The 23214-nt window shown below is 72.1% G+C and carries 23 protein-coding genes; 9 read left to right on the top strand and 14 right to left on the bottom strand.

Translation table 11 applies throughout. The features are described from left to right. Positions 1-86: 86 nt before the first annotated feature. Complete coding sequence (locus ABZU46_RS20770; RefSeq protein WP_354860239.1) at positions 87-908, top strand: DedA family protein; 822 nt, start codon at positions 87-89, stop codon at positions 906-908. 169 nt (positions 909-1077) lie between these two features. Here the strand turns inward: ABZU46_RS20770 and ABZU46_RS20765 are convergent, their stop codons facing one another. From ABZU46_RS20765 to ABZU46_RS20725, 9 genes are all read right to left on the bottom strand, one after another. Beyond that, entirely contained in the window at positions 1078-1455 is a 378-nt protein-coding gene (locus tag ABZU46_RS20765; protein WP_007454255.1) for a metalloregulator ArsR/SmtB family transcription factor, read from the bottom strand. Between the two features lie 57 nt (positions 1456-1512). Then, on the bottom strand, positions 1513-2052 hold the full coding sequence (gene pyrE / locus ABZU46_RS20760; RefSeq protein WP_354860236.1) for an orotate phosphoribosyltransferase: 540 nt from the start codon (positions 2050-2052) through the stop codon (positions 1513-1515). A 168-nt stretch (positions 2053-2220) separates the two neighbouring features. Continuing rightward, positions 2221-3030, bottom strand: coding sequence for an SDR family oxidoreductase (locus ABZU46_RS20755; protein ID WP_354860233.1), 810 nt, complete (start codon positions 3028-3030; stop codon positions 2221-2223). 10 nt (positions 3031-3040) lie between these two features. Continuing rightward, a complete protein-coding gene (locus ABZU46_RS20750; RefSeq protein WP_354860230.1) occupies positions 3041-3706 on the bottom strand; it encodes a hypothetical protein in 666 nt (221 codons plus the stop codon). Between the two features lie 72 nt (positions 3707-3778). After that, positions 3779-4636, bottom strand: a complete 858-nt coding sequence (locus ABZU46_RS20745) for a hypothetical protein (RefSeq protein ID WP_354860227.1) — start codon at positions 4634-4636, stop codon at positions 3779-3781. Positions 4637-4724: 88 nt separating this feature from the next. Beyond that, complete coding sequence (locus tag ABZU46_RS20740; RefSeq protein WP_354860224.1) at positions 4725-5321, bottom strand: DUF4178 domain-containing protein; 597 nt, start codon at positions 5319-5321, stop codon at positions 4725-4727. A 208-nt stretch (positions 5322-5529) separates the two neighbouring features. Further along, a complete protein-coding gene (locus ABZU46_RS20735) occupies positions 5530-5910 on the bottom strand; it encodes a hypothetical protein (protein WP_354860222.1) in 381 nt (126 codons plus the stop codon). A gap of 101 nt (positions 5911-6011) precedes the next feature. After that, entirely contained in the window at positions 6012-8603 is a 2592-nt protein-coding gene (gene clpB / locus ABZU46_RS20730) for an ATP-dependent chaperone ClpB (RefSeq protein WP_354860219.1), read from the bottom strand. Between the two features lie 86 nt (positions 8604-8689). Further along, entirely contained in the window at positions 8690-9334 is a 645-nt protein-coding gene (locus ABZU46_RS20725) for a TetR/AcrR family transcriptional regulator (RefSeq protein WP_354860217.1), read from the bottom strand. A gap of 84 nt (positions 9335-9418) precedes the next feature. On the opposite strand from ABZU46_RS20725, the gene ABZU46_RS20720 reads away from it, so the two are divergent. The 5 genes from ABZU46_RS20720 (at position 9419) to ABZU46_RS20700 (ending at position 13334) form a co-directional block, all read left to right on the top strand. Further along, a complete protein-coding gene (locus ABZU46_RS20720; RefSeq protein ID WP_354860214.1) occupies positions 9419-10549 on the top strand; it encodes an epoxide hydrolase in 1131 nt (376 codons plus the stop codon). Between the two features lie 40 nt (positions 10550-10589). Further along, positions 10590-10814, top strand: coding sequence for a winged helix-turn-helix domain-containing protein (locus ABZU46_RS20715; protein ID WP_354860262.1), 225 nt, complete (start codon positions 10590-10592; stop codon positions 10812-10814). Between the two features lie 168 nt (positions 10815-10982). Next, complete coding sequence (locus ABZU46_RS20710) at positions 10983-11483, top strand: TrkA C-terminal domain-containing protein (protein WP_007454242.1); 501 nt, start codon at positions 10983-10985, stop codon at positions 11481-11483. Positions 11484-11488: 5 nt separating this feature from the next. Next, positions 11489-12694, top strand: coding sequence for a cation:proton antiporter (locus ABZU46_RS20705; protein WP_354860212.1), 1206 nt, complete (start codon positions 11489-11491; stop codon positions 12692-12694). 208 nt (positions 12695-12902) lie between these two features. After that, the gene (locus ABZU46_RS20700; protein ID WP_354860209.1) at positions 12903-13334 is read left to right on the top strand and encodes a hypothetical protein; all 432 of its coding nucleotides are present in this window, start codon (positions 12903-12905) and stop codon (positions 13332-13334) included. 80 nt (positions 13335-13414) lie between these two features. Here ABZU46_RS20700 and ABZU46_RS20695 read toward each other — a convergent pair whose 3' ends face one another. From ABZU46_RS20695 to dnaK, 5 genes are all read right to left on the bottom strand, one after another. Continuing rightward, positions 13415-13609 (bottom strand): hypothetical protein, encoded by a 195-nt coding sequence (locus tag ABZU46_RS20695; protein ID WP_354860207.1) that lies wholly within the window; start codon positions 13607-13609, stop codon positions 13415-13417. Positions 13610-13728: 119 nt separating this feature from the next. Further along, positions 13729-14169: a helix-turn-helix transcriptional regulator gene (locus ABZU46_RS20690; protein ID WP_030332087.1), complete on the bottom strand. Its 441-nt coding sequence runs from the start codon at positions 14167-14169 to the stop codon at positions 13729-13731. Between the two features lie 30 nt (positions 14170-14199). Continuing rightward, the gene (dnaJ, locus tag ABZU46_RS20685; protein ID WP_354860205.1) at positions 14200-15387 is read right to left on the bottom strand and encodes a molecular chaperone DnaJ; all 1188 of its coding nucleotides are present in this window, start codon (positions 15385-15387) and stop codon (positions 14200-14202) included. Between the two features lie 88 nt (positions 15388-15475). After that, a complete protein-coding gene (gene grpE / locus ABZU46_RS20680) occupies positions 15476-16228 on the bottom strand; it encodes a nucleotide exchange factor GrpE (RefSeq protein ID WP_354860203.1) in 753 nt (250 codons plus the stop codon). A gap of 48 nt (positions 16229-16276) precedes the next feature. Beyond that, complete coding sequence (gene dnaK, locus ABZU46_RS20675; protein WP_354860200.1) at positions 16277-18136, bottom strand: molecular chaperone DnaK; 1860 nt, start codon at positions 18134-18136, stop codon at positions 16277-16279. Positions 18137-18356: 220 nt separating this feature from the next. Here dnaK and ABZU46_RS20670 point away from each other — a divergent pair, with 220 nt between their 5' ends. Genes ABZU46_RS20670 through ABZU46_RS20660 form a run of 3 tightly spaced genes read left to right on the top strand, consistent with a single transcriptional unit; the run spans position 18357 to position 23142 of the window. Next, positions 18357-20198 (top strand): ABC transporter, encoded by a 1842-nt coding sequence (locus ABZU46_RS20670; RefSeq protein ID WP_354860198.1) that lies wholly within the window; start codon positions 18357-18359, stop codon positions 20196-20198. Beyond that, on the top strand, positions 20195-21880 hold the full coding sequence (locus ABZU46_RS20665; RefSeq protein WP_354860195.1) for a GTPase: 1686 nt from the start codon (positions 20195-20197) through the stop codon (positions 21878-21880). The genes ABZU46_RS20670 and ABZU46_RS20665 overlap by 4 nt, the downstream gene beginning before the upstream one ends. 38 nt (positions 21881-21918) lie before the next feature. Continuing rightward, positions 21919-23142 (top strand): hypothetical protein, encoded by a 1224-nt coding sequence (locus ABZU46_RS20660; protein WP_354860191.1) that lies wholly within the window; start codon positions 21919-21921, stop codon positions 23140-23142. The last annotated feature ends 72 nt before the right edge of the window (positions 23143-23214 follow it).

Genomic DNA, 23214 nt, shown 5'->3' with positions numbered 1-23214 from the left:
CAGGTCGGCGGGGCACCGTCGTTTACGGCCAGCGGGTGGTAGGGCCCGGTCCGGCGCGGTGCGGGCACCGGGCTTCGGTACCCTTTGTGGCCGTGGACACAGCTGAGAAGACCCGTGCTCTCACGGAGAGCGTCGCCCTGAACCCGCTCGATCCCAAGGACCTGTTGCAGACCTTCGGGCTGGTCGGCGTCTGGGTGATCCTCTTCGCCGAGACCGGCCTGCTGGTGGGCTTCTTCTTCCCCGGCGACTCGCTGCTGTTCCTCGCCGGCGTGGCAGCCTCGCCGGTGGCGGACGCCATCTTCGGTGACGGCACCCGGCTCTCGCTGGCCGGTCTGCTGATCGGCGGGCCGATCTGCGCGATCCTCGGCGCCCAGCTGGGGCACTGGCTCGGCGCGCGGTACGGCCGGCGGATGTTCGAGCGGCCCAACTCGCGGCTCTTCAAGAAGGAGTACGTCGAGAAGGCCGAGTACTACTTCCAGAAGTTCGGCCCGGCGAAGGCCGTGGTGCTGGCGCGCTTCATCCCGATCGTGCGGACGTTCCTCAACCCGGTCGCCGGGGCGCTGGGCATGCCGGCTCGGCAGTTCCTGATGTGGAACATCGTCGGCGCGGTGCTCTGGGTGGACGGCATCCTGCTGATCGGCTATCTGCTGGCCGACCGGATCTACAAGGCCATCGGCGACAAGATCGACCACTACATCCTGCCGGTGGTCGCCCTGATCATCCTGATCTCGGTGCTGCCGATCTTCTTCGAGTTCCTGCGTGACCGGCGGGCGCGCAAGCGCGGCGAGGCGGTCGCGGTGGTCGCGGCGGCCAGCGCCGCGGGCGCGGTCGACGCGGTACGCGAGAAGTTCGACCACGACGAGCACCCGCACGACCGTCGGCACCCGGGGCACGGCCAGGAGCGCTGATCCGAGATACGACGACGGCCGGCCCCCTGGTGAGGGGGTCGGCCGTCGGCATGTCAGGCCCGCCCTCCGGCGGTGCGGCCGAGGACGAGCAGGTATCACCTACCGGTGGCGCCACCCCTGGTTCGCCACCGGACACCGCCCCGGCATGGGACGGTGCGCAGCGCCTATGTCAGCGGGCCTTCTTGGTGGCCCGCTTACGCGGCGGGGTCAGCAGGTCGGCGATCGTCGCGATCGCACTCGGGACCAGCCGGTAGTACGCCCAGACACCGCGCTTCTCCCGCTCCAGCAAGCCGGCCTCGGTGAGGATACGCAGGTGGTGACTGACCGTCGGCTGAGAGAGGCCGAGCGGCGCGGTCAAGTCACAGACGCACGCCTCGCCCTCGGGGGCCGACTGGATCAGGCTGAGCAGCCGCAACCGGGCGGGATCCGCAAGGGCCTTGAGGACCCCCGCGAGACGCTCGGCATCGGCACGTTCGATCGGCTCACCGGCAAGCGGCGAGATCTGAGGCATTGTCATTTCGGCCAACGCAGTTCCCACGTATTCCATCCTTCCACCAGCAGCATCGATCCGCCTGCATATCAGCAGATCCGAATCGGCAAACTTTTACGCCACAAGGCCGAGGTCAGCCAACGTATAGGCCGCCCTGTACGGCAATCCGGCGGCTCGCACCGCGTCGCCGGCGCCTCGATCAACAATAACCGCCACGCCCACGACTTCGGCTCCGGCCTCACGAAGCGCCTCGACAGCGGTCAACACACTTCCGCCCGTTGTGGACGTGTCCTCCACCGCCAACACCCGGCGGCCGGCCACCTCCGGTCCCTCGATCCGTCGCTGCAGACCGTGCGCCTTGCCCGCCTTCCGCACCACAAAGGCGTCGAGGGCGCGGCCGGCCGGAGCGGCGGCGTGCAGCATCGAGAGCGCGACAGGGTCCGCGCCCAGGGTGAGCCCACCGACGGCCTCGTACTCCCAGTCGGCGGTGAGATCGAGCAGCGCCCGACCGACCAACGGAGCGGCCTGGTGATGGAGCGTGACACGCCGGAGATCGACGTACCAGTCTGCCTCGCGCCCCGAGGAGAGCACGACCCGTCCGTGGACCACAGCCAGGTCGGTAATGAATTTACGCAGGTCGTCGTGGTCCCCCATGGCGATAGAGGTTACTGCGCAAGTCTGAACGGCGTGTGCACGGCCCTCCCTGATCAGCCCCGCGAGGAACCGACGGTTGGCGATGTTCGACTACGCTCAGCGACCGACCTGGAGGCGGTGCGCCAACGCCCGACGACGGAGCTTTCGGCGCGAGCGGGCACCGACGGCTCAGTTCTCGTCGCGACCGATCCGGCTGCGGGTGTCGCGGGCGACCGCCTGGAGCAGCCGGATCGGCGCGTGTCGCAGACCGGCGACCGCCACCTTGTACTTCCAGGCGGGGATGCTTACCAACTTGCCTTTTCGCAGGTCACGTAGGGCTTCGTCGACGACATCCTCGGCTCGCAGCCACAGCCACTCCGGCGTCTTCGACATGTTGATGCCGGCCCGTTCGTGGAATTCGGTGCGGGTGTAGCCGGGGCAGAGAGCCATCACCCGGACACCGAATGGGCGTGCCGACTGGCCGACGGACTCGCTGAAATTGGTGACCCACGCCTTGCTGGCCGAGTAGGTCGATCCGGGCATCACCGCGCCAAACCCTGCAACCGAAGAGACATTTATCACTGCCCCGTCGCGCCGTTCGGTCATCGGCCGAAGCGCCGCCAGGGTCAGTCGCATGACGGCGTGCACGTTGAGCCGGAGCAGCCGTGCCTCGTCCTCCGCTGTGGAGCGCAGGAACGGCTTGTTCAGGCTGATGCCGGCGTTGTTGACGAGCAGGTGGACAGGGCTGTCGGACGTCAGCCGCTGCTCGACGGTCGCGCAGCCGTCGTCGGTGGACAGGTCCGCCGACAACGTCTCCACGGCACGGCCGTGCCGGGAGCCCAGCTCGGCGGCCATCTCGCCCAGTCGGTCAGCATCCCGGGCGACCAGCACCAGATGCCAGCCGTCGGCCGCCAGGCGTCGGGCGAACGCCGCGCCGATGCCGGCGGTGGCGCCGGTGATCAGGGCCCGTCGCTCGGTGGTCGTGGGATCGAGCGTCACGGGCGGGTCCTCACCTGGGCGGGTACGGGGGCACGGCGGACGCCGGCGGGGGCTGGTGCGGTGCGGGCGGAAACGCGGGTGGGGCGGACGGCGCGGTGGGTGACGTGGGGCGGTGTCGACCGAACCAGGCGTTCGCCGCCGGCAGGGTCAGCAGCGTTGCTACCACAAGGTAACCGAGGGCCTGCCCGACCGAAAGCCCGGCGTTGAGCGGGATCCACCAGGACGGGTACGCGTCCGAGATGAGGCCGAGCAGCTCGGCGGTGGCCCGCTCGTCGGCGCCCAGCCGCAGCGGCGCGGCCCGCTCGCCGACGAGCACCGCCACGCTGCAGCAGCCCGCGAGCAGGCCGAGCCCGCAGACCACCCAGGTGGCCACCCGCACGCCACGCCGACCCGTCAGCAGCCCGAGGGCCAGGCCGGCGAGCACGGGTACGGAGAGGGCCGCCACCACCGCGGTCAGCACCGCCGACGCCCGCAGCAGGGTCACCACGTCGTCGATCTGCTGCGGGCTCGCCGAGGTGTCCCGAGCGGCAGCCCGGAACGCGTCCACGGTCCGGCCCAGCACCGCCAGGTCGACGACGGCGTACGCGAGCGCGCCCACCGCCATCACCAGCAGCACGGCCGAGGCCGCCAGGACCACGGCGGGCCGGCGGGGCGGTGCCGATTCGGGGTACGACACGACGGATCCCTCCGGTAGGCGTCGGGTTGCAACCTACTCGGAGGGATCGTCGGCGTCGTGCTTATCCAGCGGTCAACTGGTTGACGGCGGGGTCGGTCCGGGGCGGTCCGCAGGCGGCGTGTCGTCCGGCCGGTCGGTGCCGGACGGGCCCGACGGCGGCGCGGACGGCGGGGTGCCCGGCTGCTCCGACCCGGGTGCCTGGCCCGGCGTCGACGGGTAGCCCGGCTCACCACTCGACGGGTAACTCGGCTCGCCGCTGGACGGGTAGCCCGGCTGGCCGGGAGCCTGCGGGTAACCGGGCTGGCCGGACGCCTGCGGGTAGCCCGGGTAGCTGGTGCCGGGGGTCGGGGGCTCCCAGGCCGCGGCGGGCTTGCGGAAGAACTCGTTCGACTTGGGCAGTGCCAGCAGGATGAGCGCCGCCAGCAGCGCGAGCAGGCTGATCACGCCGAGCGTGATGGTGACCGGGGCGATCCAGGACGGCAGCGCCTCCTCGAGACGGCGCTGGACCTCCTCGCTGCTCGGCATGTCGCCGCCGCTGTTCCCACCGGTGGTGAAGCCGCCGCCCACGCCGTTGAGCACGGTGCCACCCGTGCAGCAGACCATGATGCCGCCGACGATCCAGGTGGTGATGCGCGAACCGTTGCTACCCCGGTTGTTGAAGATGGCCAGCACGGCCAGCACGACCGCGAGCAGGAGCACGAGGATGCCGGCGCCGAGGGCGAACGCGAAGACGAAGTTCGCCACCTGGTCCGCGCCCTCGGCGGTACTGCTCGAGTAGGCGTCGCGGAGCACGTCGCGGGTCTTGCCGATGGTGGAGAGGGTGAGGATGAGACTGATCACCTGGCACGCCAGGAACAGGAAGAGCAGGTAGCTGGAAATCGTCACGGTGGATGGCCGCTGGCGGGCCGGCGTGCTCTGGGAATCGACCACGATTCTCCTTCCCTAGATCGGGCCCACACCGTATCGGCAACCGGCCACTCCGGCATGCCGTGCCGAATGCGGCGGCGCGTCGGGTCGCTCAGCGCCCGTCGTCGGTGGGGCGGATCGCCAGGTCGGCGGGATCGAGCAGGTCGCCGCGGGCGACCCGCCAGCCCTCTTCGCCGTACGCCTCGAAGGAGAGCCGGGCGTTCGGGCCCGACTGGTAGTCGTGGTAGCGCATCGTCCCGGCCTGCGGCAGGCCGGTCTCCCCGGTGGCGGTGTAGCGGGCCTGCCCGGTCTCGGCCCAGGTGTAGCGCAGCCCGCCGAGGTCGATGGTCGGGGCGCCGGGGGTGACGGTCGCGCCGGGCTCGGCGGTCCAGAGCACCAACTCCAACTCGGGGTCGCCGTCGCCCTCGACGGAGAGCCGGTGTGGCGTGCCGGAGGCGTCGTCGAGGAGGTGCTGCACCCAGCTCCAGTCCCCCTCGACCAGGCGGATGGTGCCGCTCACGACGTACTCCCGCTGGCCGATCCGCACGCGATCACCCGGCGCCAGTCGGTGGGCGCCGTCAAGGGTGGGCCGGGCGGCCGGCGGCACGCCGGTGGGCCGGGCGGCGGCCCGCCGCCGGGCCCGCACGACGAACACGAGCACGATGAGTACGACCACCGCCGCCATCAGGTACGCCAGCGACCCGTCCACCCGACCACCTCCCCAGGTACGTCGGCGCAGACGGTAACAACCTCGCGCACCGAATTGAGTCGCGTCGTGACCGAAAGCTCAGCTACCGACGGCAGCCGGGGTGTCGCCGGCCGTGGTCATTGTGGATACCCGGATGCGGGCCGCTCTCCCGTGCCGGGGCGGCCAGCGGTCGGTGTCGGGTGCGCGACCGGCCGGTGCGGCGGCCGGGTCACGCCGCCGCGAGTCGCTGGGTGGCGTAGTCGCCGAGGGTGGAGCGCCCCATGACGCAGCCGACGAAGGTGGTGAACTCGGTGGGGTCGTCCCGCAGCGACGTCCACGCCGCTCGGGCCGCCGCCGGGTCGGCACGCTCCAGCAGCGTCGCCGCGTACGCCCGGCCGGCGGGTGAACCCTCGGCGAGCAGCCGGTCGAGCTGCCGGCGTACCTCCTCGGGGTGGTCGTCGAGCGCAGCCTCGACGCGCTGGTACGCCTCGGTCACCGGCAAGGTCGCACCGGCGATCCCCACCCCACCGAAAGCAAGCGTGTCGGCGGTGACCAACTCGTCCACGGCCGCACCAAGGTCCCGCTCCCAAGCCTTACGCATCCCGAACATGCCCCAACCCTTTCCCTCCCCGCCCACCTCTCACCCTGTTGATCAAGAGGTTTGCGTCATGAGAAGACGTCCCCATGACGCAAACCTCTTGATCACCGCGGTCAGGCCGGGGTTACCGTGAGGGAGTTGGTGGCGGGGGTCAGGTCTACCTTTACCGTGTTGCCGTCTCGGATTGATCCGCTCAGCAGGGCCTTGGCCAACTGGTCGCCGATGGCGGTCTGGACCAGGCGGCGCAGCGGGCGGGCACCGTAGATCGGGTCGTAGCCGTGCTCGGCCAGCCACTGACGCGCGGACTCGGTGATCTCCAGGCCGAGCCGCCGGTCGGCCAACCGCCGCCGCATCCGGTCCAGCTGGATGTCGACGATGGAGCGCAGATCATCCCCGCGCAGCGCGGCGAAGACCACGATGTCGTCCAGCCGGTTGAGGAACTCCGGCTTGAAGTGCGACCGGACCACGGCCAGGACGCCCTCCCGGCGCTGCTCCTCGGCCAGCGTCAGGTCGCTGATCACCGACGACCCGAGGTTGGAGGTAAGGATCAGGATCGCGTTGCGGAAGTCCACCGTGCGGCCCTGACCATCGGTGAGTCGACCGTCGTCGAGCACCTGGAGCAGCACGTCGAAGACGTCCGGGTGGGCCTTCTCCACCTCGTCCAGCAGAATCACCGAGTACGGCCGCCGGCGCACCGCCTCGGTGAGCTGCCCGCCCTCCTCGTAGCCGACGTACCCGGGCGGGGCGCCGACCAGGCGAGCCACCGAGTGCTTCTCGCCGTACTCGCTCATGTCGATGCGGACCATCGCCCGCTCGTCGTCGAAGAGGAACTCGGCGAGCGCCTTGGCCAGCTCCGTCTTGCCGACACCGGTCGGGCCGAGGAAGAGGAAGCTGCCCGTCGGGCGGTCCGGGTCGGCGACACCGGCCCGTGCCCGGCGTACGGCGTCGGACACCGCGCTCACGGCCTCGGCCTGGCCGACCACCCGGCCGCCCAGCGACTCCTCCATCCGCAGCAGCTTTGCCGTCTCGCCTTCGAGCAGGCGGCCGGCCGGGATGCCGGTCCACGAGGCGACCACCGCGGCGATGTCGTCCGCGCCGACCTCCTCCTTGAGCATCGCGCCGTCGGCCTGGAGCTGCGCCAGCTCCTCCTCGGCCTGCTTCAGCTCGACCTTGAGGGCGGGGATGCGGCCGTAACGCAGCTCGGCGGCACGCTCCAGCTCCCCGTCCCGCTCGGCCCGCTCGGCCTCGCCGCCCAGGCGCTCCAGCTCCTCCTTGGCGGTGGAGAGCTTGGTGATGTGGCTCTTCTCGGTCTGCCAGCGCTCGGAGAGCACGGTGAGCTGCTCGCGCTTGTCGGCCAACTCCTGGCGCAGCCGCGCCAACCGCTCGGCGGACGCGGCGTCCGGCTCCTTGGCCAGCGCCATCTCCTCGATCTCCAGCCGGCGGACCGCCCGCTCGATCTCGTCCACCTCGACCGGGCGGGAGTCGATCTCCATCCGCAGCCGGGACGCGGACTCGTCGACCAGGTCGATCGCCTTGTCCGGCAGGAACCGGTCGGTGATGTACCGGTCGGAGAGCGTCGCGGCGGCGACCAGCGCGGCGTCGGTGATCCGGACGCCGTGGTGCACCTCGTAGCGCTCCTTGAGCCCGCGCAGGATGCCGATGGTGTCTTCGATGGTCGGCTCGCCGACAAGCACCGGCTGGAAGCGCCGCTCCAGCGCCGGGTCCTTCTCGATGTGTTCGCGGTACTCGTCCAGCGTGGTGGCACCGACCATCCGCAGCTCACCGCGGGCCAGCATCGGCTTGAGCATGTTGCCGGCGTCCATCGAGCCCTCGCCCTTGCCGGCGCCGACGACGGTGTGCAGCTCGTCGAGGAACGTGATGACCTGCCCGTTGGAGTTCTTGATCTCCTCCAGGACGGACTTCAGCCGCTCCTCGAACTGGCCCCGGTACTGGGCGCCGGCGACCATCGCGCCGAGGTCCAGCGAGACCAGTTTCTTGTCGCGCAGCGACTCGGGGACGTCGCCGGCCACGATCCGCTGGGCGAGGCCCTCGACGATCGCGGTCTTGCCGACGCCGGGCTCGCCGATCAGCACCGGGTTGTTCTTCGTACGACGGGAGAGCACCTGGATGACCCGGCGGATCTCCGAGTCCCGGCCGATCACCGGGTCGATCTTGCCGTCGCGAGCGCTGGCGGTCAGGTCGACGCCGTACTTGCTGAGGGCCTGGTAGGTCTGCTCCGGGTCGGCGGTGGTGACCCGCCGGTCTCCGCCCCGGACGGTCGGGAAGGCCGCGACCAGGGCCTCCTCGGTGGCGCCGGCCGACTTCAGCGCGGCGGACACCGCGCCGCCCACCCGGGCCAGGCCGGCGAGCAGGTGTTCGGTGGAGGTGTACTCGTCGCCCAGCGGCCGCGCGATCTGCTCGGCGGCGCCGATGGCGTTGACGAACTCCCGGGCCAGCGTGGGCTCGGCGAGGCTGGAGCCCCGCGCGGCCGGCAGGGCGTCGACCGCCCGCTGGGCGGCCCGGCGCAGCTCGGCGGGGTCGGCCCCGACGGCGCGCAGCAGGCCGGCGGCGGTCGAGCCGTCGGTGTCCAGCAGGGACAGCAGGAGGTGCCAGGGCTCGACGGTGGCGTGGCCACGCTGGTTGGCCAGCGCGACGGCGCCGGTGATGGCCTCGCGGCTCTTGGTGGTGAGTTTCTCGGTGTTCATGGGCTCCCCCGGATCGGCGTTGTCCACTGGGTTGGACACAACCAGAGTTGAGCGTATTCCGCTCAACCTTACCGCTGTGACGGTCATCACTCCCGGGGCCGCCACCGCCAGTCGAACTCGCCGGTCGCCGGGGGCGGGCCGGGCAGCGGGTCGGAGTCCGGCGCCGTCGACAGGCCGCCGAGCAGCACCGCGAGCTGGCGGCGGCGTAGCTGGCGGGTCCGCTCCGCATCGGGTACGCGCACCGCCGCGCACGCCTCCAGCACCAGCCCCAGGTCCTGTACGACCACGTCGGGGCGCAGTCGCCCGCTGGCGTGCGCCCGTTCGACGAGCGCGGTGGCCAGCTCGCTGGCGCGCAGCGCGTCCCGGCCCATCTCCTCGGTCGGCATGAAGGTGCCGGCCAGGTGGACGGTGAGCGAGTGCACGTCGGCGTCGACCACCGCGGCCAGGAACCCGGCGAACGCGTTCCAGTCGTCCGGCTCGGCGAGCGCCTCCTCGGCCACGGCGATGTAGCGGCGCAACCCGTCGTGGCAGAGCTGGCGCAGCAGGGCCTCCTTGCCCGCGTACCGCCGATAGAGCGCGCTGATGCCGACGCCCGCGCGGTCCGCGACGGCGGCGATCGGCGCCTTCGGGTCGTCGAGGAAGACGGCGCGGGCGGCTTCGAGGATCACCTCGTCGTTGCGGGCGGCCTGGGCGCGGCGGCCGGCCAGGGCCTTGGGAGACGTCGTCGACATGACCAGAGACTAACACTGGAACGGATCGTTCCGGTCTGATAGCGTGATTGCAGAACGAAACATTCCGTTCCGGAGGAGTTCGAAATGACCGCGATCCGCCCGTTCCGCGTCGAGATCCCGCAGACCGCCCTCGACGACCTGGCCGCCCGCCTGCGCCGCACGAACTGGCCGGCCGAGCTGCCCGGTGCCGGCGACACGTACGGCATGAGCGCCGACCGGGTGCGCACGCTCGCCGACCGGTGGCGGGACGGGTTCGACTGGCGGGCCGTCGAGGCCCGGCTGAACGCCCACCCGCAGTTCGCCACGGAGATCGACGGCGAGCAGATCCACTTCCTGCACGTCCGGTCGTCCCGGCCGGACGCCACCGCCCTGGTGCTCACCCACGGCTGGCCGGGCTCGGTGCTGGAATACCAGGACGTGATCGGCCCGCTCACCGAGCCGAGCGACCCCGCGGCGCCGGCCTTCCACCTGGTCATCCCGTCGCTGCCCGGCTTCGGGTTCTCCGGCCCCACCCGCAGCGCCGGCTGGAACCGCTTCCGCACCGCCCGCGCCTGGGCCGAGCTGATGAACCGACTGGGGTACGACAGCTACGGCGCGGTCGGCAACGACGCCGGCTCGATGGTCGCGCCGGAGCTGGGCCGGATCGACGCCGAGCACGTCCTCGGCGTGCACGTCACGCAACTCTTCTCGTTCCCGTCCGGCGACCCGGCCGAGTTCGCCGGGCTGTCCGAGGCGGACCAGGCGGCGCTCGGGCACCTCCAGTGGTTCTACGAGAACAAGTTCTCCTTCAACCAGGTGCACAGCCAGCAGCCGCAGACCCTGGCGTACGGGCTGGCCGACTCGCCCGTCGGGCTGCTGGCCTGGAACGCCCAACTCTTCGACGAGAGCCTCGACGACGACTTCGTCCTGGCCAACGTGGCGCTCTACTGGTTCACCGGCACGGCCGCCTCGGCGATCCGCTTCTACTGGGAGGACGCGCACGCCGGTCAGCAGCCGTCCGAGCCGACGACGGCACCGACGGCGCTGGCCATGTTCCCCGGCGACTTCCAGTCCATCCGCCGCTTCGCCGAACGGGACCACGCGAACATCGTCCGCTGGACGGCGTACGAGACGGACGTCGCGGGACGCGGCGACGTCGGCGGCCACTACGCCGCTCACCAGGCCACCGATGCCCTGGTCGGCGACATCCGCGAGTTCTTCGCCACCCTCCGCTGACCGCGCCGGTAGATCGACTCGACGTCCTGGAAATCGGGGTATCCGGGCTAACGGGACACCCCGACATCACCGAAACCGAGTCGATCAACCCGCTGTCGAATCAGGCGCGTGGCCGCCCGGCACGAAGCTGCCGAGCCGGTCGCAGCTCTGCAAGGAGTACGGCGTGTCGGACACCGTGGTCGGCAAGGCCATGATGATCCTCCGTGCGACCGGCTTGACCGAGACGCTGGAAGGCGTCGGCGTGTTCGTGGCGGGGAAGCCGTAGACCCCCCGACTCGCGGCCGCGCGCTCTAGATCGACACGAGATCGCTGATCTGGGGGTGTCCCGCCGCCTGGGATACCGCGATATCGGCGATCTCGTGTTGATCATGGCTGGGCGGGGGACGTGGCTTCCAAGATCTGCCGTCTGTTCACCTAGCGGTAGCCTGGGCGGGTGCGAGTACGTGTCGAGCAGACCGCCTTACCGGGGATCGGGGTACGCCACGATCTGGTGACGGAGTCCGGACGCCGCCTGGGCGTGGTCTCCCACCGCAATGGCCGCCGTGATCTTGTCCTCTACGACCCGGACGATCCCGACTCCTGCCAGGCGGACATTCCGCTGACCGACGACGAGGCGGAGGCGCTGGCCGACATCCTCGGCGCGTCGCTGATGCTCGGTCAGCTCTCCGGGCTGCGCGAGCAGGCTGCCGGTCTGCTCACCGAGCAGATCGCCATCCCGGCCGGTTCGCGGTACGTCAACCGGATGCTCGGCGACACCAAGGCTCGCACCCGCACCAGCGCCTCGATCGTGGCGGTGCTGCGCGATGGCACGGTGAACGTGTCGCCCGAGCCCTCCTTCCGCTTCGCGGCCGGTGACGTGGTGGTCGTCGTCGGGACCCGTCAGGGTCTCGACGGCGTGTCCGCCATCCTCGCCGACAGTGACCCGGACGGCTGAGGCGGATGCACGATCTCACCACGCTGCTCATCGAAGTCGGCGCGCTCCTGCTGCTGCTCGGGCTCCTCGGCCGGCTCAGCCGACGCATCGGCCTCTCTCCCATCCCCCTCTACCTGCTCGCCGGGCTCGCGTTCGGGCACGGCGGGCTGCTGCCGCTGGACGCCAGTGAGGAATTCTTCGCGGTCGGCGCCGAGATCGGCGTGATCCTGCTGCTGGTGATGCTCGGCCTCGAGTACTCGGCCAACGAGCTCGTCGGCAACCTGCGCTCGGCAGCACCGGCCGGCCTGATCGACGGGCTGCTCAACGCCCTGCCCGGCGCCATCTTCGCCCTGCTGCTCGGCTGGGACTGGGTGGCCGCCCTGGTGCTCGGCGGCATCACCTGGGTCTCCTCGTCGGGCGTGATCGCCAAGGTCCTCGCCGACCTGGGTCGGCTCGGTAACCGGGAGACCCCGGTGATCCTCTCGGTGCTGGTCATCGAGGACCTGGCGATGGCGCTCTACCTGCCCCTGGTCACCGCCGTGCTGCTAGGCAGCGGCCTGGTCGGCGGCGGGATCGCGCTCACCGTCGCGGTGGGTACGGTGCTGATCGTTCTGGTGGTCGCCATCCGGTACGGCCACCTGATCTCGTCCGCCCTGTCGGCGAAGGACCCGGAGGCGCTGCTGCTCGGCGTACTCGGCCTGACGTTGCTGATCGCGGGCATCGCGGCGAAGCTGCAGGTGTCGGCGGCGGTCGGCGCATTCCTGGTCGGCATCGCCCTCTCCGGCCCGGTGGCACACCACGCCACCGAGCTGCTCTCGCCGCTGCGGGACCTGTTCGCCGCGGTGTTCTTCGTGTTCTTCGGCCTGACCACCAGCCCGCAGGACATCCCGCCGGTGCTGCTGCCGGCGCTCGCCCTGGCCGTGGTCACCATGGGCACGAAGACGCTCACCGGCTACCTGGCGGCCCGCCGGGTCGGCATCGCCGAACCCGGTCGCTGGCGGGCCGGCCTGGCCCTCGTACCCCGAGGTGAGTTCTCGATCGTCATCGCCGGGCTCGCGGTCGCGGCCGGCAGCGTCGAGCCGCGGTTGGCCGCGCTCGCCGCGACGTACGTCCTGATCACCGTGGTGACCGGGCCGATCCTGGCCCGGCTGCCCGACTTCCCGTGGTTCAAGCGGTGGTTGCGCAACCGCGCGGCGGCCCAGCGGCGGGAGCCGGTGCCGATCCACGACTGACGTTCAGCCCGCTGCCGTGCCCTTGTCGGCGCGGCAGCGGCGCTGGCCAGGACACCCGAACGGCCGTTCGGGCCAGGCCGGCCGACGGATGCCGAATTGCTCCCTGCGGGTACTACCGCAGCACTCGACGGCGGGTTACCGTTTCGCCCCAGCAGCCACGGTCCGCAGGCAGCGTTGCCAGACGCGGGCGAGAGCGGAAGGTTGGCCGGTGAGCGTGCAGGAGTCGACGTTCCACGGTTTTGCCAACCCCGTCGATCCGACGCCGGCGGAGTTGCGAGCTTGGGCGTTCCAGCCCGATTCGGTGCCGTTGTCCTCCATGCCACCCGACTGGGACCTCCTGGTCTCCGGCGACCGCCTGGTGCTGACGCTCTTCGAGCTGGCGATGGACGCGACCTGCCCCGCGCGGCGCTTCGCGCTGCACTGCCTCTACATCTACGCCGCGGACGGCATCCGGACGAACTTTCGTGCCCATCCCAAGCGCCGCTTCCGCAAGCTGGTCGAGCAGGCCGAGCGCGACGGCGACGAGCTGATGAGGATCTGGGCGCACAACGGCCGCGTCCTGCTGGCCCGGCCGGACCTCTTCGTCTACCGGGACTGGTGCGAGGGCGGCCTGGTCCGCGAAAACCGCCGCCTCGGCTGAGGCCGGGCAACAACCGCAAGCAAGCAGGGCGAACGGGCCGGGACCCCCCGTGGGTCCCGGCCCGCACGTCGGTCACCGGATCAGTCCTGCTTGCGCTCGGTCTCGGCTCGGGCCGGGTCGACGCCGTGGTCGTCCTGGTCGGCGAACCGTCCCTCCTTGATCCGGTCGCGAAAGGTTGCCTCGGTGACCTTGTCGAACTTCTCGCGGACGGTGTCGGCCAGACTTTCCAACCGCTCCTCCGTCTGCTGAGCGAGGCTCTTCGCCTGCTCCGTCATCGCTCCCCCAACCGCGCCGATAGGCCCGAATTAAGGCGATAGGACCCGTATCAACAGGCTAACGGAAACGGCCTGGTCCGCGCCGGAAAATCCGGCGCGGGCCAGGCCGAGGAGCAGGGTCAGCGGTCGGGTGTACGGCGGGGACGCCAGACCACCAGCGCGGTGGACGTGCGGTTGGTCGGCACCAGATCCCGGCCCGGGAAACGGGCCAGTGACTCCAGCTCGGCCACCCGGCGGTACGCGGCGTCCAGCTCCGCCTCCAGCCGTGCGACCCGCTGCTGCGCCTGCTCCAGCAACCGCTCCAGCCCGATGATCCGCTTGACGCCGGCCAGGTTGATCCCGTCGTCCTGGCTGAGCCGCTGCACCTCGCGCAGCAGCACCACGTCCCGGACGCTGTATCGACGGCCACCTCCGGCAGCCCGGCCGGGCTGCACCAGCCCCAGCCGGTCGTACTGGCGCAGGGTCTGCGGGTGCATCCCCGCCATCCGTGCCGCCACCGAGATCATGAGTACCTTGGCCTCGTAGGCAGGGTCACCCGAACCGAGGAACTCGCCCGACATCCCGCTCACCTCCGCGTCCATCCCACCGGACTATCCGACCCGACGCACCCGGGCGTCGAGGTGTTCCCGCGCCGCCGGCGGACTCTGCTCGGCGAACGCCTCCAGCGCCGCCCGCGCCTCGTCCGACAGACGGGCCGGCACCACCACATCCAGGGTGACCAGCAGGTCACCGGCCTGCCCGTCGCGACGGACCACACCCTTGCCCCGGGCCCGCAGCACCCGCCCGCTGGGCGTGCCGGGCGGAACCCGCAGCGTCACCGCGCCGTCGAGCGTGGGCACCCGCAGGTCCGTGCCGAGCACGGCCTCCGCGTAGGTCACCGGCACGGTCAACGTCAGGTCGTCTCCGGTACGCCCGAACAGCTCGTCCGGCCGGACCTTGACGTGCACGAACAGGTCGCCGGCCGGGCCACCACGCTCACCGGGCTCACCGCGCCCGGCCAGCCTGATGCGCTGGCCGTCGGCCACACCGGCCGGGAAGCGCACGTTCATCGTGCGGGTCTTGGTGACCCCGCCGCTGCCGTGGCACTCCGGGCACTTCTCCTCCACCACGGTGCCGACGCCCTGGCAGTTGCCGCACGGCTCGGAGAAGCTGAACGACCCCTGGTTGCGGGTCGTGACCCCGGCGCCGTGACAGACCGGGCAGGTACGCGGTTGGGTGCCGGGCTTGGCACCGTTGCCGTGGCAGGTGTCGCAGACGCCGGGGGCGCGCAACGTCAGCGGCAGGGTCACCCCGCGCACCGCGTCGCCGAAGTCCAGAGCCACCTCGGTCTCCACGTCCCGGCCGCGCGCGGGCCCACGTGGAGCCGCCTGCCCACCGGCCTGCCCACCCGAGAAGATCGAGCTGAACAGGTCCTGGAAGCCGGCCCCGCCGAAGCGGCGGTCACCGCCACCGGCGGCACCACCGCCGAACAGGTCGGAGACGTCGAACGGCATGCCGCCCGGCTGGCCGCCCGCCCGGGCGTTGCGCCGGAACGCGCCCGAGCTGAACAGCGAACGCATCTCGTCGTACTCCCGGCGACGGCCGGCGTCCGACAACACGTTGTACGCCTCGGACACGGCCTTGAACCGCTCCTCGGCCTTCGGGTCGCCCGGATTGTGGTCCGGGTGCGATTCCCGGGCCAGCTTGCGGTACGCCTTTTTGATGTCATCCGCGGAGGCGGCCTTGTCCACGCCGAGCACGGCGTAGAAGTCCTTCTCGAGCCAGTCCTTCGAACTCACCGGTCCACCACCTCCTTCCGACCGTTGTGGCCCGGCCGTCCCGTCCACCGCTGTGCGGGGGACGGGACGACCCGGTCACTGTCTCGCACTATTCCGGATCCGCGACCGCGACCAGCGCGGGGCGCAGCAGCCGCTCACCGAGCTGGTAGCCGCGTCGCATGACCTGCACGCAGGTCGGCTCGCTGACCTCGGCCGAGGTCTGGTGCGCGACCGCCTCGTGCCGGGTCGGGTCGAACGGTTCGCCCTGCTCGCCGAAGGCGTTCAGGCCGAACTTGCCCAGCGCGGTGGTGAGCTGTTCCGCCACCGTTCCGAACGGCCCGACCAGGTCGCCGTGTTCCCGGGCCCGGTCCAGGTCGTCGAGGATCGGCAGCAGCGCGGCCAGCACCGAGCCGGTCGCCTGCTCCTGGACCAGGCTGCGGTCCCGGTCGACCCGCTTGCGGTAGTTGGCGTACTCCGCCGACACCCGCTGCAGGTCCCTGGTCCGTTCGTCCAGCTCGGCCCGGAGCGCCTCCAGCTCGGCGCCGAGCGACGTACCACCGCCGTCCACCGGCTGCGCCGGGGCGTCCACCACCGGCGGGCCGGACGGCTCCGGCCCGTCGGTGGAGTTGACCTCGGCCTCGATCTCGTCGACCACGATCTCGGCGTCCTCGACCAGGCCCTCGGCGGGTACGTCGCTGCCCGCGTCCGTGGCGGTGCCCGCCGGCTCCGACGTGTCGGTGAGCTTGCGGTTGTTGCGGATGACGACCCGCTCCCCGTCGCCGGTGGCCGGCTCCGTGGGCGCGGAGCCACCCGGCGTCGACCCGGTGTCGCCCGGGTCGGCGGCTCGTGGCTTCTGCGTCATGCGGCTACCTCATCCCCTTCGCCGTGGATACGTGTCGGAGGCCGATGGTCACTTCTTGCCGTCCTCGTCCACGATCTCGGCGTCGACCACGTCGTCGGCGGCGCCGGCCTGCGGACCGGTCGCACCGGTCGCACCCGGGCCGGCCTCGCCGCCCGGCTGCTGGCCCTGCTCGGCCTGCTGGGAGTAGAGCAGCGAACCGGCCTGCTGGGAGACCTGCGCCAGCTTCTCGTGGGCGGACTTGATCTTCTCGATGTCCTGACCGCCCAGGGCACCCCGGAGCTCACCGAGCGCCTCGTTGAGCTGCTCCCGGTTCTCGCTGGGCAGCTTGTCGCCGCTCTCGGCGAGGAACTTCTCGGTCTGCCACTGGAGCGCCTCGGCCACGTTGCGGGTCTCGGCGTCGTCGCGGCGGCGCTTGTCCTCCTCCGCGTGCTCCTCGGCGTCCCGGCGCATCCGCTCGATGTCGTCCTTCGGCAGCGACGAGCCGCCGGTGATCGTCATCTTCTGTTCCTTGCCGGTGCCCAGGTCCTTGGCGTGCACGTTGACGATGCCGTTGGCGTCGATGTCGAAGGCGACCTCGATCTGCGGCACGCCGCGCGGCGCCGGCGGGAGGCCGGTCAGCTCGAAGGTGCCGAGCTTCTTGTTGTACGCCGCGATCTCCCGCTCACCCTGGAACACCTGGATCAGCACCGACGGCTGGTTGTCGTCCGCCGTGGTGAAGACCTCGGAGCGCTTGGTCGGGATGGTGGTGTTGCGCTCGATGAGCTTGGTGAAGATGCCGCCCTTGGTCTCGATGCCCAGGCTCAGCGGGGTCACGTCGAGCAGCAGGACGTCCTTGACCTCACCCTTGAGCACACCGGCCTGCAGGGCGGCGCCGACGGCGACGACCTCGTCCGGGTTGACGCCCTTGTTGGGGTCGCGGCCGGTGAGCTGCTTGACCAGGTCGGTCACGGCGGGCATCCGGGTCGAACCACCGACGAGGATGACGTGCTCGACGTCGGAGATCTTGATCCCGGCGTCCTTCACGGCCTGCTCGAACGGGCCCTTGCAGCGGTCCAGCAGGTCCTGCGTCATCCGCTGGAACTCGGCGCGGCTGAGCGTCACGTCGAGGTGCAGCGGGCCGGCCGCGCCGGCGGTGATGTACGGCAGGTTGATGTTGGTCGTGGTGGCGGCGGACAGCTCGATCTTGGCCTTCTCGGCGGCCTCACGGAGGCGCTGGAGGGCCATCTTGTCCTGGCTGAGGTCGATGCCGTGCTCGCCGCGGAACGTCTTGACCAGGTGGTCGATGATCCGCTGGTCCCAGTCGTCGCCACCGAGGTGGTTGTCACCGCTGGTCGACTTGACCTCGATGACGCCCTCGGCGAGCTCCAGCAGCGAGACGTCGAAGGTGCCGCCGCCGAGGTCGAAGACCAGGACGGTCTGCTCCTTGGAGCCCTTGTCCAGCCCGTACGCCAGGGCGGCCGCGGTCGGCTCGTTGACGATCCGCAGCACGTTGAAGCCGGCGATCTCACCGGCCTCCTTGGTGGCCTGGCGCTGGCTGTCGTTGAAGTAGGCCGGGACGGTGATCACCGCGTCGGTGATCTGCTCGCCCAGGTACGCCTCGGCGTCCCGCTTGAGCTTCATCAGCGTCCGGGCCGAGATCTCCTGCGGGGTGTACTTCTTGCCGTCGATGTCGACGGACCAGTTCGTGCCGACCTCGCGCTTGACCGAGCGGATCGTCCGGTCCGGGTTGGTCACCGCCTGGCGCTTGGCGACCTCACCGACGAGCACCTCGCCGTTGCGGGCGAACGCGACGATCGACGGGGTCGTCCGCGAGCCCTCAGCGTTGGCGATGACGGTGGGCTCACCGCCCTCGAGAACGCTGACGCAGGAGTTCGTCGTGCCGAGGTCGATACCGACCGCACGTGCCATCTTCGCTTCCTCACTTCGTAAGGTTGTGCAGGTGGCGGGCATCGCCCGCGACTGCTCGGCGGGCACCGCCCGCAGCGGACCCCACCACAAGTTGAGTGAACTGGACTCAATAGTGCCACGCGCTGGCGAATCGTCAAGTTGAGTTGAGCCGACCCGACGCAACCCAGCCGTTATTACCGTCCGGTTGTCTTCCCTTGCATCGGTCGGGCACGCTTTAGCGGTGACGACGCACGGCGATTCCGCCACCCGTTCCGGCGCGCCCGCCGTCGCAGCCCGCACCGGCCCGCCGGACGCCGCGGAGGAGCCGCCCGCCACCACCGGGGACGACAGCCTCCCCGGCGCGCTGTCGGGCCTGAAGGCCGCGATCGGCGCGACCCGCTATCCGCTCGCCCTGCCCTCCGCCAAGGCCGCCCGGCAGACCGCGAGCGCCCTCACCGACCAGCTCGACGACTACCTGCTGCCCCGGCTCGCCCGACTGGACGCCCCGCTGCTCGTGGTGGTCGGCGGTTCCACCGGCGCGGGCAAGTCGACCCTGGTCAACAGCCTGGTCAAGGCCCGGGTCAGCGCCGCCGGTGTGCTGCGGCCCACCACCCGCTCCCCGGTGCTTGTCTGCAACCCGGCCGACGCGTCCTGGTTCCGGCAGGGCGACCTGCTGCCCGGGCTGACCCGCACCACCGAGCCGAGCGACGATCCACGCTCCCTGCACCTGGTCACCGCCCCCGCTCTGCCCCCGGGTCTGGCCTTCCTCGACGCACCGGACATCGACTCCGTCGTCGACGCCAACCGGGCGCTCGCGAGCCAACTGCTCGCCGCCGCCGACCTCTGGCTCTTCGTCACCACCGCCGCCCGGTACGCCGACGCGGTGCCGTGGGAGCTGCTGCGCAGCGCGCGGGCCCGGGGTGCAGTGATCGCCATGGTGCTCGACCGGGTGCCCGCCGAGGCCAGCGACGAGATCGCCGCGCACCTGGCCGAGATGCTCGCCGCGCAGGATCTGGGCCGGGCGCCGCTGTTCGTCCTCCCGGAGACCTGGGTCGACGGTCAGGGGCTGCTGCCCGAGGGGGTCACGGCGCCGCTGGCCGACTGGTTCGCCCGGCTGGCCGCCGACGCGGACGCCCGCGCGGCGGTGGTCCGGCAGACCCTGGACGGCGCGCTGGCCGCCCTGCACCCCGCCGTCGAGGAGCTGGCCGACGCGGCCGACGAGCAGGTCACCGCCGCCAACGGGCTGGACGAACGGGTCCGGGCCGCGTACCGGGGTGCCGAGCGGACCGTCGAGCAGGGCCTGCAGGACGGCCGACTGCTCCGCGGTGAGGTGCTGGCCCGCTGGCAGGAGTTCGTCGGCACCGGCGAGTTCTTCCGCACGCTGGAGGCCCGCATCGGGCGACTCCGCGACCGGGTGGTGGCCGCCGTCACCGGCCGGCCCGCGCCGGCCGCCGAGCTGCGCAACGCCATCGAGTCGCAGCTCGTCACCCTGCTGCGGGGCGTCGCGTCCGAGGCCGCCGAATCCGCGTACACCGGGTGGAAGGCACACCCGGCGGGAGCGGACCTGCTCGAGCCGGGGCTCGCCCACCCGAGCGACGACCTGCCCGAACGCGCCGAACGGATGGTCCGGGACTGGCAACGCGGCGTGCTGGAGCTGGTCCGGGTCGAGGGCGGCGACAAGCGGTTCGTGGCCCGCACCGCCGCGTACGCGGTGAACGCCACCGGGCTGGCCGTGATGATCGCCGTGTTCGCCTCGACCGCGTTCATCCCCACCGGGCTGGAGTTGGCCACCGGGGCCGGTACGACGGTCGCCGCGCAGGCTGTCCTCCAGGCGATCTTCGGCGACCAGGCGGTGCGTACCCTCGCCGCGAAGGCCCGGGTCGACCTGGTGGCGCGGGTCCGGACGCTGCTGGACGCGGAGGCGGACCGCTTCCTGACCCGCACCGCCGAAGCCCGACCCGCCGAGGCGGCCGGTGACGCGCTGCGGCGGGCCGCCGGACGGGTCGAGCTGGCCCGGCACCGCAGCGGCCTGGCCACCGGCGACGGCACCCTGCCGGTCGGCGACGAGGAGGGTTCGCGGTGACCAACATCGCCGGCCGGGTACGCGAGGCGTTCCGCGGCGACCAGCGGGTCGACCCGGACGCGCTGATCGCCCGCCTGGAGGCCGTACGCCGATTCCTGACCGCCGTCGACGGCCTGCTGCCGGACTCCGAGCTGGTGCCGGCGCACACCCTGGTCGAACGGGCCGGCACCCGGCTCGCCCTGTCCCGCGATCACACCGTGGTGGCCCTCGCCGGCGCCACCGGCAGCGGCAAGTCCAGCCTGTTCAACGCGCTGGCCCAGCTGGAACTCTCCCCGGTCGGGGTCCGCCGGCCGACCACCGGCGTGACGCACGCGTGCGTGTGGGGGCCGCTGGAGGGCGCCAACCGGCTGCTCGACTGGACCGGGGTGCTGCCCCGGCACCGCTTCGTCCGGGAGAGCGCGCTCGACGCGGACGACGAGACGGCGCTGCACGGGCTGATCCTGCTCGACCTGCCCGACTTCGACTCGGTGCAGCGGTCCCACCGCCTGGAGGTGGACCGGCTGCTCGGCCTGGTCGACCAGGTGGTCTGGGTGGTCGATCCGCAGAAGTACGCCGACCGGGTCATCCACGACAGCTACCTGCGCGAGTTCCACCGGCACCGCGACGTCACCCTGGTCGTGCTCAACCAGGCCGACCGGCTGCCACCGACCGAGCTACCCCGCGTCCTGGACGACCTGCGCCGGCTGCTCGACTCCGACGGGCTGACCGGCGTGCCACTGCTCGCCACCACCGCCATCGACCCGGCCGGGATGGTCGGGCTGCGCACCGCGCTGGAGCGTACGGTCGCCGAGCGGCAGGCCGCCCTGCGTCGGCTGGCCGGCGACGTCGACTCGGTCGTCGCCGGCCTGGACGAGCTGGTCGGCTCGGCCCGACCGGCCGGTGGCCCGGACGGAACGGCCGTCGCCGCGCTGAACCGGGCGCTGGCCGGCACGGCCGGTGTGCCGGCGGTGACCGAGGCGGTGGAGCAGGCGTACCGGCATCGGGCCGGCGCGGCCACCGGCTGGCCGGTGGTGCGGGGCTGGCGCCGGCTCCGACCCGACCCGCTGCGCCGGCTGCACCTGCCCGGCCCGACCGGCGGCGCGGCCGACCCGGCGGAGAGCCTGGTCGCGGCGACCTCGGTGCCCGATCCGACCGCCACCCAACGCTCGGCGCTCGGCCTGGCGATCCGCGCGGTGGCCGACCGGGCCGCCGCCGACCTGCCCGCCGCCTGGCCGGCGGCGGTCACCTCCGCCGCCCGGTCCCGCCTGGGCGACCTGCCGGACGCGCTGGACCGGACGATCGCCGGCACCGACCTCGGCCTGGACAGGCGACCGCTCTGGTGGCGGGTCGTCGGCGGTGTGCAGTGGCTGGTCACCCTGGCCGCCGTGGTCGGGTTGGGCTGGCTGGTGCTCGGCTACGCGCTGCGGGCGCTCGGCCTGCCCGCGCTGGACAACCCGATGGTCGGCCAGGTGCCGCTGCCCACCCTGCTGCTGCTCGGCGGCCTGCTGGCCGGGCTGCTGGTGGCGGCGGTGACCCGCCCGGTGGTGCGCTGGGCCGCCCGGCGGGCCCGCGCCCGCGCCGAGCAGCGCCTGACGGCCAAGGTCGCCGACGTCGGCGCGGAGTACGTGCTCGCCCCGGTGCGGATCGTGCTGGCCTCCTACGCGCAGGCACGCGACGCGCTGCGGGACGCCGCCCGCCGCTGACGCCGCTTGGTACGCCCCGACCGGCGTAGGGTCGGAGCATGGCCACGCCTCAGACCCCTTACGACGCGGTGCTGCACGCCGCACGCGACGTGACCAAGCTGGAGTCCGCCCTCGACGCCGAGATGCTCGGCAGCGCGCTGCTGGGCAGTGTCTACGCGATCGCGGAGACCGACCGCGACACCGCCGTGCGGGAGTTCGTCACCGGGTTCCTCGCCGCCACCGCCCGCCGCCGGATCGCGGCGGCGACCACCATCCGGCAGGTCTTCGCCACGCTCGTCCCGACCGCCGAGGGCACCGAGCGGGTGCGTCCGGGCAGCCAGGCGCCCGCCTGGTCCGGGCAGCTCGGCCGGGTGCACCTGACCGGCAGCTGGGCGTACGGCGACGTGTACGGCGACCAGACCTCCTACCTCGCCACCTTCGCGTACGACGACGCGGCCGGTGGCCCGGAGCACGCCCTGGTGGCCCTGGTCGACCACAACATCGGGATCACCAAGGACATCTTCGTCGGCGGGCCGGCGGAGCGGATCCTGGACCAGGTCCGGCAGATGTGCGCCGACGACGAGCTGACCTGGTTCCGCACCGAGGACCCGTCCCGGCTGCGGGGCGAGGTGGCCCGGCATCTCTCGGTCACCGACGACCTGACCGAGCTGCCCGGCGAGGGTTCGCTCTCCACCGACCGCGCGCTGGTCGGCGCCCGGCTGGCGCTACTCCCCACGGCAGCCGACCCGACCGGCCCGGCGGAGGTCGAGCCGCTGTCCGCCGCCGAGCGCACCGACCTGGTCCGGCGGTTCCTGGCGGCGCCGGAGGCCGCCCGGTTCGGGCTCGACAGCGTCGACGGCCCGGAACTCGCCTCGCTGCACTTCTGCCTGAGCCTGCTGCTGGACCACTCGGCGAGCTTCCCGGACGCTGACCCGATGCGGTGGAGCCCGGCCGTGGCCGGGCTCTTCCTGCTCGACTGGGTGCACCGCCGCGCCGTGCTGGACATGGACGACGCGGCGATGCTGCCCCGGGTGCTGCGCGCCTGGGCCCGGTACGCGTCGCGCCAGCGCGGGCTGCCCGAGGCGGCCGCGACACGCACCGACGAGGCGATCGAGGAGATGGTGCCGGAGTTCGCCCGGCTCTACTCCACCGGCGAGCGGCGCAGCCCGGCCACGGCCGCGGTCGCGCAACTGATGGCCGACGGCGTGGACCCGGACGACCCGGCCGCGCTGGACGCCTGGATCGAGGCGAACCGGCACCGCCTCGCCGACGACGGCGCCTGACGGCCGCCGGGCGGGCGGCACCACCCCCCCCCCCCCGCCACGGGCGCGACGCGCACCCGACCGAAGACCACC

Origin of the sequence: Micromonospora sp. NPDC005197, from assembly GCF_040608295.1 — a bacterium.
GTDB lineage: Bacteria > Actinomycetota > Actinomycetes > Mycobacteriales > Micromonosporaceae > Micromonospora.
This window is presented reverse-complemented; position numbering and strand designations above follow the sequence as displayed.

Coding starts and splice junctions, on each gene's coding strand:
- ABZU46_RS20705 (WP_354860212.1), top strand. CDS start 11,489: ATGCACGATCTCACCACGCTGCTCATCGAAGTCGGCGCGCTCCTGCTG.
- ABZU46_RS20765 (WP_007454255.1), bottom strand. CDS start 1,455: ATGGAATACGTGGGAACTGCGTTGGCCGAAATGACAATGCCTCAGATC.
- grpE (WP_354860203.1), bottom strand. CDS start 16,228: ATGACGCAGAAGCCACGAGCCGCCGACCCGGGCGACACCGGGTCGACG.
- clpB (WP_354860219.1), bottom strand. CDS start 8,603: ATGAACACCGAGAAACTCACCACCAAGAGCCGCGAGGCCATCACCGGC.
- ABZU46_RS20725 (WP_354860217.1), bottom strand. CDS start 9,334: ATGTCGACGACGTCTCCCAAGGCCCTGGCCGGCCGCCGCGCCCAGGCC.
- ABZU46_RS20690 (WP_030332087.1), bottom strand. CDS start 14,169: ATGTCGGGCGAGTTCCTCGGTTCGGGTGACCCTGCCTACGAGGCCAAG.
- ABZU46_RS20695 (WP_354860207.1), bottom strand. CDS start 13,609: ATGACGGAGCAGGCGAAGAGCCTCGCTCAGCAGACGGAGGAGCGGTTG.
- ABZU46_RS20720 (WP_354860214.1), top strand. CDS start 9,419: ATGACCGCGATCCGCCCGTTCCGCGTCGAGATCCCGCAGACCGCCCTC.
- pyrE (WP_354860236.1), bottom strand. CDS start 2,052: ATGGGGGACCACGACGACCTGCGTAAATTCATTACCGACCTGGCTGTG.
- ABZU46_RS20660 (WP_354860191.1), top strand. CDS start 21,919: ATGGCCACGCCTCAGACCCCTTACGACGCGGTGCTGCACGCCGCACGC.
- dnaK (WP_354860200.1), bottom strand. CDS start 18,136: ATGGCACGTGCGGTCGGTATCGACCTCGGCACGACGAACTCCTGCGTC.
- ABZU46_RS20735 (WP_354860222.1), bottom strand. CDS start 5,910: ATGTTCGGGATGCGTAAGGCTTGGGAGCGGGACCTTGGTGCGGCCGTG.